The 13,413-nt window shown below is 36.0% G+C and carries 14 protein-coding genes; 6 read left to right on the top strand and 8 right to left on the bottom strand.

Annotated elements, in window-relative coordinates; genetic code table 11:
- Positions 1-159: 159 nt before the first annotated feature.
- A complete protein-coding gene (locus C6988_RS07765; RefSeq protein ID WP_182134479.1) occupies positions 160-1,428 on the bottom strand; it encodes a hypothetical protein in 1,269 nt (422 codons plus the stop codon).
- Positions 1,429-1,550: 122 nt separating this feature from the next.
- Between C6988_RS07765 and cofD the strand changes: the two genes are divergently transcribed.
- The 3 genes from cofD (at position 1,551) to C6988_RS07750 (ending at position 4,090) form a co-directional block, all read left to right on the top strand.
- Positions 1,551-2,471, top strand: a complete 921-nt coding sequence (gene cofD / locus C6988_RS07760) for a 2-phospho-L-lactate transferase (protein WP_182134478.1) — start codon at positions 1,551-1,553, stop codon at positions 2,469-2,471.
- A 1-nt stretch (position 2,472) separates the two neighbouring features.
- A complete protein-coding gene (gene cofC / locus C6988_RS07755; RefSeq protein WP_182134477.1) occupies positions 2,473-3,102 on the top strand; it encodes a 2-phospho-L-lactate guanylyltransferase in 630 nt (209 codons plus the stop codon).
- 76 nt (positions 3,103-3,178) lie between these two features.
- Positions 3,179-4,090, top strand: a complete 912-nt coding sequence (locus tag C6988_RS07750) for a transcription initiation factor IIB (protein WP_182134476.1) — start codon at positions 3,179-3,181, stop codon at positions 4,088-4,090.
- On the opposite strand, the gene C6988_RS07745 is transcribed toward C6988_RS07750, so the two are convergent.
- Together C6988_RS07745 and yciH are read right to left on the bottom strand one after the other, a co-directional pair.
- Positions 4,079-5,071, bottom strand: coding sequence for a CPBP family intramembrane glutamic endopeptidase (locus tag C6988_RS07745; RefSeq protein WP_182134475.1), 993 nt, complete (start codon positions 5,069-5,071; stop codon positions 4,079-4,081). The genes C6988_RS07750 and C6988_RS07745 overlap by 12 nt on opposite strands.
- A 6-nt stretch (positions 5,072-5,077) precedes the next feature.
- Positions 5,078-5,386: a stress response translation initiation inhibitor YciH gene (yciH, locus tag C6988_RS07740; protein WP_182134474.1), complete on the bottom strand. Its 309-nt coding sequence runs from the start codon at positions 5,384-5,386 to the stop codon at positions 5,078-5,080.
- 98 nt (positions 5,387-5,484) lie between these two features.
- Between yciH and C6988_RS07735 the strand changes: the two genes are divergently transcribed.
- The gene (locus tag C6988_RS07735; protein ID WP_182134473.1) at positions 5,485-5,805 is read left to right on the top strand and encodes an Sjogren's syndrome/scleroderma autoantigen 1 family protein; all 321 of its coding nucleotides are present in this window, start codon (positions 5,485-5,487) and stop codon (positions 5,803-5,805) included.
- On the opposite strand, the gene C6988_RS07730 is transcribed toward C6988_RS07735, so the two are convergent.
- The 5 genes from C6988_RS07730 to C6988_RS07710 all read right to left on the bottom strand — a co-directional run bounded on the left by C6988_RS07730 (position 5,802) and on the right by C6988_RS07710 (position 12,920).
- Positions 5,802-6,575 carry an N-formylglutamate amidohydrolase gene (locus C6988_RS07730; RefSeq protein ID WP_182134472.1) on the bottom strand — a complete coding sequence of 258 codons (774 nt, stop codon included), beginning with the start codon at positions 6,573-6,575 and terminating at the stop codon, positions 5,802-5,804. The genes C6988_RS07735 and C6988_RS07730 overlap by 4 nt on opposite strands.
- Positions 6,572-8,203 (bottom strand): gamma-glutamyltransferase family protein, encoded by a 1,632-nt coding sequence (locus tag C6988_RS07725; protein WP_182134471.1) that lies wholly within the window; start codon positions 8,201-8,203, stop codon positions 6,572-6,574. The genes C6988_RS07730 and C6988_RS07725 overlap by 4 nt, the downstream gene beginning before the upstream one ends.
- Positions 8,204-8,205: 2 nt before the next feature.
- The gene (locus tag C6988_RS07720; protein WP_182134470.1) at positions 8,206-9,003 is read right to left on the bottom strand and encodes an ion transporter; all 798 of its coding nucleotides are present in this window, start codon (positions 9,001-9,003) and stop codon (positions 8,206-8,208) included.
- Positions 9,004-9,006: 3 nt separating this feature from the next.
- A complete protein-coding gene (gene corA / locus C6988_RS07715; protein WP_182134469.1) occupies positions 9,007-10,653 on the bottom strand; it encodes a magnesium/cobalt transporter CorA in 1,647 nt (548 codons plus the stop codon).
- Positions 10,654-10,745: 92 nt separating this feature from the next.
- Complete coding sequence (locus tag C6988_RS07710) at positions 10,746-12,920, bottom strand: M20/M25/M40 family metallo-hydrolase (protein WP_182134468.1); 2,175 nt, start codon at positions 12,918-12,920, stop codon at positions 10,746-10,748.
- 93 nt (positions 12,921-13,013) lie between these two features.
- On the opposite strand from C6988_RS07710, the gene C6988_RS07705 reads away from it, so the two are divergent.
- Both C6988_RS07705 and C6988_RS07700 read left to right on the top strand, forming a co-directional pair.
- Positions 13,014-13,187 carry a hypothetical protein gene (locus C6988_RS07705; RefSeq protein WP_182134467.1) on the top strand — a complete coding sequence of 58 codons (174 nt, stop codon included), beginning with the start codon at positions 13,014-13,016 and terminating at the stop codon, positions 13,185-13,187.
- Between the two features lie 58 nt (positions 13,188-13,245).
- Complete coding sequence (locus tag C6988_RS07700; RefSeq protein ID WP_182134466.1) at positions 13,246-13,413, top strand: preprotein translocase subunit Sec61beta; 168 nt, start codon at positions 13,246-13,248, stop codon at positions 13,411-13,413.

The raw sequence follows: 13,413 nt of genomic DNA, 5'->3' as shown, positions 1-13,413 counted from the left end.
TATTGTTGAAACTGTTTTTATGTTAAAATGAGATATTTACTGTATGGTTAGAGTTGATGAATGCTTTGAATGTGGTGCTAAGGAGACTGATGCCAAACTAGTTTACTCTAAAGACAAACCAATTTTATGTCAAAAATGTTCTGAGCATTCTAAATAGAATTACTCTGGCTTCCAGCCTTTTGGCATGGAACCTCTTGATGATTCTGAAGGTTTGGTATCTTGTTGTGATTGCTGTTCATCATATACACTTCTATGTTGTGCATAGTCACCACCATCTACTAATTGTGCCTCTCCTCTGTTGGTTTGGTAACCGCCAGAGCTTGCACTAGTTTGATAACCTCTAAGTCTTGATGGGTCAATACCTGTCTGACCTTGGTTTCCTTCTTTCTTTAACTGTCTATTGCTAAATACAAAGAATGCTCCTCCTCCAACTGCAGCTAAACCTGCCATTCCATAAATAATGAAGATTGGAAATTCACCTGTAGAAGTTGTTGCATATCCTTCTGGTGGTTTTGGTGTAACACCAAGAATTTCTACACCGTCAAGACTATCAATAGCTGCAAAACCAACTACTCTAAGGTTTGCATTATCTGATGATTGGACAGTCCTAATAACATATGTCCTGTCTGCTGAAAATGATGCTTCCTTAACTCTTTCTACTTGGCGACCTTCTCTAATGCTACTTTCTCCCATTGTATATGCAGACACGACAAAACCGGCAATTGATTCGTCTAATCCAAATGTTCCAGCATCAACGTTGATGCCTGTTGGGTCAAACAAAAAGTGCCAGTTTGATAATGGTTGGTCTTTGATTCCTTGGGCATCAATTAAATTCTCTGATAATAACTTCTCTGCTTCAGAACCTTGTACTGCAGAAAATACTTGTGGTGCAAGTGATTCGATAGCAGAGATTGGATGGTTGATATCAACACCTTGAATATTTACAGGACCTGTGACTGTTAGTCCTCTCCAACCCAAGTCTACAAGTGCTTGTTGTTGTGACCCTTGTCTTTCTACAATGATGTATTCTGTAATCTCTCCTGTAAGAACAATCTTAAAATCAATAGATGTGTTTAATGGTCTTCCTGTCATATGTGCAGAAAAATCTACAGTAACATCTGAGACTTTGGCACTACTGCCATCAAGTGATAACTTTTGATTTAATTTATTCATTAAACCTTGAACTCCTTCATTTTCAGGACCTACCTTGAATGCAATGGTGTCTTCGGTGCCTCTTAGTGCATCTGCTAATTCCCCTCCTTCGTCATATTCAATAAAAACAGTTTTTTGATATTTTATTTGAAAAGGCGAGGTTTGAGAGTTAGGATTTACGAAAGTTTCTAATTGTGCTCCAAAGGCCGAGGTATTTCCGCCAACTAATAATAAACTGGAAAACAGAACTGTTACAAGAACTGCCTTGACATTCACGGAGTTTGATCGCCTCCAACTGAGTAATAAATCTACCTACAAACTTCAAGTTTCGTACATGATTTTGAAAAAGTAATATGGAGTGACCGTAAATCAAACTTGAGTTTTAAGAGCTGAAAAATATGATAACAATACTTGCTGGGGGAACGGGATCTGTGAAGCTTGTCAGGGGTCTAGTCTCACAAGAACATGATGTTAATGTAATTAGTAATGTCGGTGATAATTACTGGCTTTATGGCATGTATGTCTGCCCTGACATTGACACAATTGTATATGGATTAGCCGACTTGTTAGATTATGAACGTGGTTGGGGAATTAAAAAAGACACTTTTAATTTTCTAAGACAGATGGAGGTTTTTGGAGAAGAGACTTGGTTTAGAATTGGGGACCGAGATGCGGCCACACATTTAATTCGAACTAATATGCTAAAAAACGGAAAGAACCTCAGTGATATAACAAAATGGATGTGTGAAAAATTTGCTGTTGGTGCCAAAGTCATTCCTGTAACCGATAATAGTGTTGAAACTAGAATTATTACTGATAAAGGGGAATTACATCTTCAAGAATACTGGGTAAAGTATAGGGGAAAAGACAAGGTGGAAGGAATTCAATACATTGGTGCTGATAAAGCTAGACCTAATCCTGAAGCAATCAATGCTATACATGATGCAGATATGGTTATTCTTGCTCCTGGAAACCCATTGACAAGTATTGGACCTATGTTGCAAATTAAAGGAGTTAGAAAAGAACTATCAAAGATGAAAAAACGAGTTGTTGCAGTAAGCCCATTGATTGGAAATAAGGCATTTAGTGGCCCTGCAGCGCAATACATGGAAGCTGCTGGAATTGAAGTAAATGCGTACGGCTTGGCAAAAATGTATTCAGATGTATGCTCTAACATTGTAATTGATTCAAAAGATAAACTTCTAACCAAAAAGATCCAGAATTTGGATATGCATGTCTATGAAACAAAAATCGCAATGAAAAACAAAATGGCTGAAGATGCATTAGGATCTTTTCTCTTAAAACAAGTCCGCGTCTAGCTTGAACATCTCAGCAATAATCCCTGTAAAGACATTTTCTAAAGCAAAATCAAGATTAGATCTACCCTCTGATGTTAAGACTGAATTATGTAAATTAATGTTTGATGAAGTTCTCAGTACATTATCCACTTCTCCGAAAATAAACAAAATTGTTGTAGTTTCAAAAGATGAGGATGCATTATCGATTTCTAAAAAATATAATGCAGTTACTATTGTTGATAAAAACGAATCTGGTGTAAATAATGCAGTAGCCCAAGCCGACAAGTATCTAGTTGAAAATAATTTTAATGCATCCATTGTCTTTCCTCAGGATATTCCATTTATGAAATCTCAAGATATTGATTTTCTATTGAAATTTCTTTCCTATCCCACATGCTCTCTTGTGGTTCCCTCTAGAAAATTTGATGGAACCAATGCACTATTGAGAATGCCAATTGATCTTATGGAGACGCACTATGATGAAGATAGCTATAAAATTCATCTAGAAACTGCAAAGTCAAAAACTCCTAACTGGTCATTAGTTTTTGTCAGAAGAATTATGATGGATATAGATACAAATGATGATTTGGAATACTGTATGTCACAAAACGAAAAGCCAAATGTTTGTGAAAAAATTTCTAAATTACTATAATTTTCCTGATTCCTAAGATCATACTTATAAGAAATGTGTAAGAAATTTTTAAATATAAGATCTAGAGGTTGGGCGATTGGTAAAAACTGGAAATCAAAAAAGCAAGTGTCCTAGATGTGCTAAAGGAACTTTGTTGACTGATGCTAATACTGGGGAAAATTTTTGCGACAAATGTGGTTTTGTAATCACAGATAAAGTAGAAGAATCTGGCCCAGAATGGCGTTCATTTTCAAAAGAAGAGGGTGATAATCGTAGTCGTACTGGTGTTCCAACATCTTTGGCCATGCATGACATGGGCTTAGCAACAATAATTGGAACAGCCGACAGGGATGCTACTGGTAAACCCCTCTCTGCATCAATGAGAAGTACCATTGAACGATTAAGAACTTGGGATAGTCGAAGCCAGGTGCATGAACCAGTTGATAGAAACTTTAGGCAAGCATTTTCTGAACTTGATAGATTAAAAGACAAACTAGCTGTCGGTGATGCAGTAATTGAAAAAGCTGCTTACATTTATCGTAAAGCCTTGGAAAAAGGACTAGTTCGTGGACGTTCAATATCTGCTTTGATTGCATCTGCACTTTACGCAGCTTGTCGTGATACCGAAACTCCTAGAACATTAAAAGACATTGGGCATGCAAGCAATATCAAAAGAAAAGATATCGCTAGATGTTATCGTTTACTATTGCGTGAATTAAGCTTGAAGATGCCAGTCGTTGATCCGATAAAATGTGTAGCAAGAATTGCAAGCAAAGCTGGTCTTAATGAAAAAACAAAGAGAGAGGCAACTAAAATTTTACAAACTGCTGAAGAGGTAAAAATTTCAGCCGGAAAGGATCCAATGGGATTGGCTGCTGCTGCACTTTATGTTGCATGTGTAACTAATGGAGAAAATAAAACACAACGTGATGTTGCAGAAGCTGCAGGCGTTACTGAAGTAACAATTAGAAATCGTTACAAAGGATTAAAGACAGCACTAGATCTCTAGCGTACTTTTTGTTTTTGATTGCTGATATTTGATTATCATAATTGCAGAAGATAACGCTCCTGCAATTATGAACATTATTTCTATCGTATTAATCATTGAATGTGAAAATGCATTACTGATAGATACTGAATTTAGATCTGCTACTAAATATACATATGAAAAAACAAAATAATTTGTTGCCCAGTGAATTATAATTGCAGAAACTAATCCATGTCTGATGTATGCCCAACCAATAATAATTCCACTTGCCGTAGCTTGAGCAAATTTTCCATCACTCCATGATTCTCCTGAAATAATATGTGCGATACCAAAGAATACTGCAACGATTACAACAAGTGCAATGGCTTTCTTTTTTTCAGAGAGATTTAGGTTGGAATTTGGATTCCATAAAGACTTGAAAAAATGCCTCACCGAGGTTCTGTGTGAATACATTGCAAAAAGTGGAACCCCTATTAACAAAACCCTGAATCCAAACTCTTCAATTAACGGGGCCTTCATTACGTCAAAAAACTGAATCAAATTATTTTGTGGCACTGGAGGGGTGGTAAAAATTCCAAATTGCTCTTGAACTATTGTTATTCCAGCTGAAATCAATATCAAAACTGTAAACCACTTTATTGCAGCTACCAAGTAGTTGTTCTCAGATTGTTCCTTGCCATGTAGTAATGCTGGCGTGATTGTACTGATAAAATTCTTTTTTGGGCCAACCATAGATACTGCAAATAAAACTGCAAAAATACTCCAAATGATAACAAATGCATCTCCCAACTCAAACTGGATTGGGATTTGATATTGTGCCTCTGTCAGGAAAAAATCTAAGCCACTAACTGGATACTCAAAATTTATCTCATTTCCAATATCTGTATTGAAAACTACAAAGGCTCCGATTGGGAATGACAATAACATCATTCCAAAAATTATTGAAATTAATGCAGAATATGGGATCCCAAAACCTTGTAAGATATTGTTTGATTTTTCCAATCTTATCTAATGAAGTTCAATTGAAGATTCTGCAAATCCTAATTTTATTAGAGATTCTTTGATTGTATCACGATGATCTCCCTGTAAGAAAATGTATCCGTCTTTTGCGGTTCCTCCACAGGCATACTTGTTTTTTAATTCCTTTGCTACGCTCTCAAGATTGTTTAACTTTGGATCTAGACCTTCAATCATAGTTCCTTTCTTTCTAAATCTGCGAGTTTCAAGTCGAACTATAATTTTTGTACTGTCTTTTGCTAGATCTCCACATGCACAAAGATCTTCGGGTAGGCCACAAGTATTACAGATTACTGCCATTCGTTCGAAAAACATTCCTTTACACACACTATTAAGCCTTGTCTGTTTAGCGAAAAATTCTTAGAATTACTTTTTACCATACAATTGTAACTAGTCATATGTCTGGAGAATTGACCAAAAAAGCAGTTGAAATGTTGCTAAAAGGTGCTACACTACTTGGTGAACCGTGTCCGTATTGTAAAGGAGTACGTGTAATGAAGGATGGACATGCATTATGTGTCAATTGCGGAAAAGAACCAAAAGAAGAAAAAATCGTTGAAACTCCAAAAACCACACCTAGCATGACTGAAATGCTTGAAAATAAACTAAATACACTGTCATCTCAGCTAGAAAAAGAAAATGATCCTACAAAGCAACAAGAGATTCTCAAAACAATAAACTCCATACTAGAAACAATCGAAAAAATAAAAAAATCCTAGCCTATTTTGCTAAAAAATAAATCAACGGATTTTCCAAACGATGAATTCAATTCCTTCAATCTTGACTCATTCATCTTTAATGACTCGTGATCAAACCATTTTTTATCCAAATACATAATGCGATTCATTTCAATCTGAATCCAGGGAACGGGATTGTTTCCGTATGTTTTTGTTATGTGTCCTCCTTTGAATGGCTCATTTAAGGAGACATCATTTCTATCTATTGAATATGATTTTGAAATACTGTCTGCCAATATTTCTAGCATTTCACTTGAACTAGTTTTACCGTCTTGATTAGATATGCAAAATAAAGGACGCTTTTTTGAATTGCCGTCTGGTGAAATGTTTGGTGCAACCTCTGCCATCGAATGACAATCAAAACACACTTGCAACTCTAGCTCTGATAATGATCTCTGAATTTGACGATGATATGGTTTGTAATATTTTTCAATTAATTCACTTATCATCTCTTTATCTGGTTCCTTGCCTGGAATGTAGATTTGTTTTTGATAACATGTCATGCTCTTTACAAGTCCATCTGGATTTATTGGAGGCAGATCTTGTAATGATCTATTAAGATCCACAAATGCTCTTGCAATCTTTGTAGTGATTACTCTCTGGACTTTTTCTCCCAAGTTGTAGATTTCAAAAACATATGGATCTGAATCATCAAACAAATCGTGTTTTGTAATGCTTAGATATTCTTGTAATTCTTTAGGTTTCTCTGTACCTCCATGGGGTATTGATAATAGCACTGGATATTTTTTCAATCTACTCCTTCAGCTGTGCCATCTCTTCGTACTTCAGCAACTCCTTGATATCCTGAACCTGTTTGTTTTTTAATTACTGCATGAATTGCTCCATGATAAAATGAATATCTCTCTTTTTTTGTAATAGTGTAACCAATGTCTGCAAGATAATCCAATAATTCGTCCTCAAATCCTCCATCCTCAATGCTTACTACTCCGCCAATCGTACAATGAAATCTTGGTCTATCGATGGCTTCATTCATGGGTAAATTACCGTCAATTACTCTGGAAAGAAAATGACTAATGGCAGAAAATATTCTTTGACTGCCTGGACTGCCTACAACCATCCATAATTTCCCTCTATGAAAAACCAAAGCAGGAGAAACCGAAGTCCAAGGAATTGCATTGGGTCTGATAAAGTATGGGTGATTTGGATTTGTAAATTCAAATGCTGACATGTAATTGTTGTAGAGAAACCCTAATCCCTCAGCTGCAGCTTTTGAGCCATATGCAAGCTCAATTGATTGCGTAATCCCTACTGCGTTTCCTTCATCATCCATAACTGACAAATGAGTTGTATCATCTCCTCCAAAAAATGGTTCTTCCATGGGAAGAGTAGCATCCATTTTGTTGTGAATAGAATCTGCCATCTGTTTTGCAAATCCTCTCTCAAGATGTAACTTGTCTTTGATCTGATGATACGTATGAGGATTAAAAGGTCGTTGAACTCTATGTAGGAATGCTTTCCTAAATGTTTCTGCGATAAAATGATATGAAATTGGTTTTGAGCTTCGAAGAAAACTAGAAGGAAGGTGATTTAACATCATTAAAACCAACAACAAAGTTCTACCTGCCGCCGGAGGTGGAAGTGTAACTACTGACACATGTCTGTATGCTCTACTTATCGGAGTCCTTTCTATTGGTTCAGGAATCCATGCAAGATCTTCAGCACGAATCAATCCCTTATTTTTTCTCATGTCTTGATCAATTTTTTTTGCAATCTGACCATGGTAAAATGTTCTGTATCCGTGAGCTGATATGTAACGCAAAGTATCTGCCAAATCTTCTTGAATGAATCTTTCTCCGACTTCATATGGTATCAGTCCATCTTTGAGAAAATATTTTGCACCTGATTTTGATTTGACTTTGTTAAAATTTTTCATCTCTCTAACTTGCAAGTCATGTTGGAGTTTTGTAATCTTGTAACCCTTTTCTGCAATTCGTACTGCAGGTCTAACAATTTTTGGCCATTCTAATCTTCCATATCTCTCATGAAGAAATCCCAAAACTGCAACAGTGCTTGGAACTGTGCTTGCTCGATATCCGATGAGACTTTTACTCTTTTTTTGATATTTTAGAGAATTTGCTAAAGATGGTGATCTACTAGAACCATCGATGGCTATGGATCTTCCACCAATATGTAAAATTGCCATAGACTGACCTCCTAAGCCTGATGCCTGAGGCTCACATACGCCCAATGCTAGGGCAGTAGCACATGCTGCATCTACTGCATTTCCTCCTTTTCGAAGTATACTTACTCCTGCTTTTGTAGCATCTGGAAATGCAGATGCTACCATGCCTTTTTTTGATTCGGAGAATTTTTTTTCAGAATTTGGTTTGAATGAACCTTCGATTTTTTCCAGATCCATACTTAATCAATAATCTCCTTGCCGCAATGGGGACAGTTTTTTGATGCATTTTTCTTTTTTCTCATCTCTTCAGTAAATGCTGATGCCATTATTCCAGTAGGTATTGCATACACAGCTATTCCTAGAATTGCCACTCCAGCTGCGACCAGCTTTCCAGCAGGGGTTACCGGGTATGTATCTCCATAACCAATTGTTGTTAACGTTACTACTCCCCACCACATTGAAGTTGGAATACTTGAAAAAGCTTCAGGTTGAGCTTCATGTTCTACATGATACATTAGACTGGATGCAAATATCAACACAATAAATAAAATAAAGAATGCTACTGCCAAATCTCCCATCTTTGATTTTAAAACTTCTCCTAATGTTTGCATGGGTTCTGAGTATCTTGCCAATTTGAATAGTCTGAATAATCTCAATAGTCGAATAATTCTGATAAATCTCAAATCTGTAACTATAAATGGCAAAAAGAATGGTAGAATTGCTGCCAAATCAATTAACATCATGGGAGTTAATGCAAATCTTACTCTTGCAAATTTTTTACCTTCATACTTTGGATTGAGTGGGCAGAGTACTATCCTTCCAATATATTCAATTGTAAAAATAACAATTGAAAATAATTCAAATGTATAAAATAGTGTTGAAAATTGAGAAGCTATTACTTCTTCTGTCTCCACAATTACCATTAAGACATTTAATGAAATTAGCACCACCATGAAAATTTGAAATCCTCGTGAAACGATGTCATTAGTAGTACCTTCTACAATTTCGTAGGATCTTGTAATAGCTTTATTTGTCATCTTTTAGACCCATTTTCTACTCTTAAACCATATCATCATAGCTGCAACTATAATGACCATTACTCCCAGCATGACAAAGTAACTTCCTTCCCACTGTAGCTCAGGAATGTATGTAAAATTAGTTCCATAGATTCCAGCAATGAATGTAATTGGAATGAAAATGCTTGCTATTACAGTTAATGTCTTCATGACCTCATTCATCTTGTTGCTCACACTCGAGAGGTAGGTGTCAAGCATTCCACCAATCATGTCTCTTAGGCCTTCTATGTTGTCCATCACTTGGACGGTATGGTTGTAGACATCTCTGAGGTACTTTCTTGTAGATTCATCAATAAGTTGGGAATCCATTCGTTCAAAACCATCTATGACTTCCCTCATTGGCCAAATGGATTTTCTTAATGCAACCATCTCCCTCTTTAGCATATGTATGGCTTGTAATGTTCTAGGTGTGGGATTATCCATCAATTCTTCCTCTAGATTTTCGGTTGTAATACCAATACTTTCTAACACGACGTAAAAATGATCTATTATTGCGTCAGCTAATGCATAAGCAAGATAGTCGCTTTTTCTGGATCTTATGACTCCTATTGATTTTTCTAATCTGTCTCTAATAGAATCAAACGCGTCGTCCTCTGTTTCTTGAAATGATAATACATAATTTTTTCCTATGACTAGACTTATGTCTTCTAAAAATAATCTGCCAGAGTCTTTCAAAACGTGTGGCAATTTTAAAATCACAAACAAATGATCATCATAATTTTCAATCTTTGGCCGTAGTTCTGTATTCATAATGTCAGCTCGTGTTAAAATGTGTAAATTGTAATATTCTCCAATTTTTTCAATTACATTTGATTCATGTAGTCCAACAACATTTGTCCAGGTTATGGTGTTCTTTTCTTTAGAGTTTAGACATTCATCTACAGTAGTTGGCTCTCTTCTAATGAAAGTTTTTTCATCAAATTCAATTTGTTCAAAGGTAACTTTATCGACATGCTGCTTACCTACGTGCACCAATGCGCCAGGATGTAGGCCGACAAGATCTGATGATGTCTTTGTTTCTTTTTGTATGTTTTTTACAATTTTTGCGATATCTGCAATATTTGTAATCCCGACATCTTTGGTTAGTTCTTTAACTTTTCCTGCCTTACTTGCAACTCCAACTACAATGAATCCTGCTGCAATTGAAAAAATAACACTCAGAGTTAATGGTGTAAAGTCTCCAATACTTGCAGCTTCGTATATTGCAAGAACGTCTGTGGTTGAACCTGGAGGAATGAATATACCTATTACTAAATCCAACAGAAAGAACAAAAATGAAATTGAAGCCCCAACAATTACTGCAGTAACAATTGTGATTCTTGGTGGAATGTCAATGTCTTTTTCACCTTTGTATGGGGAAATGAATTTCTTGTATCTTACAATTAGTAGAGCAACTGCTGTGATAACTATAGTTGAGATAATCCACCATGTGATAAACAATACTCCTTGTTCACTTTCGTACTGTTCAATGCCTGAAACCAAGTCTTGAATATTTCCAGTTAGTGGTAATGAAAAAATGGATGTTGCTATACCTACGATTATTTGATATACAAAAGCAAAGGTGAATCCAACAGCTAATCGGTTAATGATTATGCCTATGTTATTCTTCAATTGCTATCTTCCCTTATTCATAGTCTTTAAGTCTCTTGCAGTAGTGCTTTTTCTTAAAATAAAGAAAAAATCTAAACCATTATTTGACATTTCTATTCTGTCTTGGAACATCTATAGATGACAGATGCTAGAAGCGATGATCTTTCAACAATGCTATCATGAACAATAAACTCATTTGGTGAACGATACTTGTGACCGATTGGACCAAATCCATCTAGTGCTGCAAGCTCTGATGGAACATTGCTAATATCAGAAGAAACAATCTGTGCATGAGGTTTTATTTTTATTTCTAAAAGGTCTGCAATCTCTTTAACGAGTTCATAAAATTTTGTATCAGCTTCCTCCTCCTCGACAGGAGCCCTGCTGTGTATTTTATTGATCTCCACATCAATCTTTGCCATTCCTGATTCACGCTTTTTCATAACATTTCTGATTTTTTTATCAAGCTCATCTCCTAGTTTTTTTGTTTTGTAACTTGATACTAGTGATAATGTTGCAAAATCTGGAGTGTGTCCGTGAGAACCCTTTGAGTCTACTGCTGTTGTTCTTATTCGAAAATCTTTTTCACTCTTTGAAATCTTTTCAATTGCAAGCACTTTCTTACTCAGAACCGGAATAATTCCATGAAGATCAATGCTATTTTTTCCTGGTGATGATGCAAATCTAACTTGGTAATCACTTCTACCATGACATGTGGTGATGATTCCACCATCGATACTAGCTGATTTTAAACCCATAACATATCGAGAAGACTTTGAATATTCCTCAACAATCGTCTTGCTATGCCTTCCTCCTAAACTATCATCTGTAGTTAGTAAAATACCGCATTTTATCTTCTTGAGTCTCTTGGCATATCTTAGGGATTGTAGTGCTCCTAGCATCACAACTAACCCTCCTTTACTTTCGGCTATGCCTGAGCCGTAAATTCTATCGTCATCCTCTCTATAGTGTACCAAATCATGTGGTCCGTAATGGGTATCCAAGTGTGAAACAATTAGAACATCGTTTTCTTTTTCAGTGTGATTTGTAAAGTAATGAAAATCACCAATATCATACTGCTTGTGTATGCTTTCTTCAAATCCCATGTGTTTTAATCTGCGTGAAATCATTAAAGCCAATTCATTGACATTATCGATGTTGTAAACATGAGTGTTGAGATTTACAAAATCTTCCAAGCTCTCTTTGAGTCCTTGCAAGTGCCCTCTGAGATATGTTCTAGTTAGAACTCTGAGTGGCTTTGAAGTATCTGGAGATTGCTCTGACTGTGTTATTGGATGGCCAAAATATCTGATGGCCGCCACGTCTAAAATTCTATTGACTAGTGATTCATATGTATAACCTGCAGTCTTTGCAGCATGAAAAAATGAGCCTCCCATTCCTAAACTTGCCATTGAGTTTAATTCTAAAATGTAAAAATTTTCATCCTTATCCATTCTGATGTCAACACGTGTATAATCATTTAATCCCAAAGTGTAAAATGCATCTTTACACAGCTTTCTTAGCTCTTCAGTTTTTTCATCTGATAAGGGGGCTGGACAAATTTTATCCATTCCTCCTTTCTTTACCTTGTCATCTTTTGTTTGAATTTTGTTTGGATCTCCCTCTAAATTAATTTCAACAATGGGTAGCGTCTCTATTGTCGGACCATTACCCAGTAATCCTACTGCGAACTCTCTACCTGGGATGAATTGTTCTACAAGTATGTCTTGAGTGAATTTTTCAATTTGTTTTCGCACTGCTTCTCGTAGATCTGGCCAATTGTCTACTACTTCCATTCCCATAGAAGTGGATTCTAACTTTGGTTTTACAATTACTGGAAAAATCATGTCATCAAATTTGTCATCTGGTGTTCGAAAAACCCAAAAACCTGGAGTTGGAATTTTATTTTTTTGCAATACAATTTTTGTCATTACCTTATCTTGTACAATTGCATGACCTTCTGGACCTGAACCGATGTAAGGAATTCCCATCATTTCCATCATTGCAGGTACGTGTGTGTACCTGTTTTGACCTTGAACACCGTATGCCATGTTAAAGACCATTCCGGGTTTTTCACCGGCAACTACTTTTGGCATGAACTCTTTTAACTCATCAATGACGTGGATGTCTCCTTCTATGACTTTGACATTATGTCCTCCTTTTTCTAGCGCTCTGGCAACTCTTTCGACTGCTTTCTTACTATAGTGTTCTTTTGTGGGCATGCCAAAAACATTTATCACATCATTTGGATCAATCTTATTTTCATTATAGATTAGAGCTACTTTCAATTAAAATCCCAAAATACTCTAAGATATTCATTGCATTTAAAGAAACATTTTTCATCCATGTTAGTTTATTTACGGATATTCATTCTAGGCAGTATGGTGGGTAAATTAGCAATTGGTGCAATTGCATGCGCCGTGTTATTCATTATTGGAATTCTGACATTATCATTTGTAAATCCATTTTCTGAGGAATGGTTGATTGGCATAGGATTCATTGGTGGTGCCATTGGGCTAGTCGCACTGATTATCTATCTAAAAGCAAAATCCTGAATCATACCTAATTTACTCAATAAAGTTTTTATTCCAAAGTTCAAAATGGTGATTTATCATGAGTAGTAAAAAGAAAGGCGCACCATTACCTGCATCCAGTGCTGGCTTATTGCGTTTCTTTGAGGATGAAACAAAAGGATTCAAAGTTGATCCAAAGATTGTTGTATCAATTCCAATTGGTTTGATTGCTATTTCATGGGCAATGGAAATTCTTCTAGTTCCGTGA

The organism is Nitrosopumilus sp. b1 (assembly GCF_014078545.1).
Lineage (GTDB): Archaea > Thermoproteota > Nitrososphaeria > Nitrososphaerales > Nitrosopumilaceae > PXYB01.
The sequence above is the reverse complement of the archived record's forward strand: the minus strand, read 5'-3'. Positions and strand labels throughout refer to the sequence as shown.

Coding starts and splice junctions, on each gene's coding strand:
- cofD (WP_182134478.1), top strand. CDS start 1,551: ATGATAACAATACTTGCTGGGGGAACGGGATCTGTGAAGCTTGTCAGG.
- C6988_RS07735 (WP_182134473.1), top strand. CDS start 5,485: ATGTCTGGAGAATTGACCAAAAAAGCAGTTGAAATGTTGCTAAAAGGT.
- C6988_RS07700 (WP_182134466.1), top strand. CDS start 13,246: ATGAGTAGTAAAAAGAAAGGCGCACCATTACCTGCATCCAGTGCTGGC.
- C6988_RS07720 (WP_182134470.1), bottom strand. CDS start 9,003: ATGACAAATAAAGCTATTACAAGATCCTACGAAATTGTAGAAGGTACT.
- C6988_RS07705 (WP_182134467.1), top strand. CDS start 13,014: ATGGTGGGTAAATTAGCAATTGGTGCAATTGCATGCGCCGTGTTATTC.
- C6988_RS07725 (WP_182134471.1), bottom strand. CDS start 8,203: ATGGATCTGGAAAAAATCGAAGGTTCATTCAAACCAAATTCTGAAAAA.
- yciH (WP_182134474.1), bottom strand. CDS start 5,386: ATGGCAGTAATCTGTAATACTTGTGGCCTACCCGAAGATCTTTGTGCA.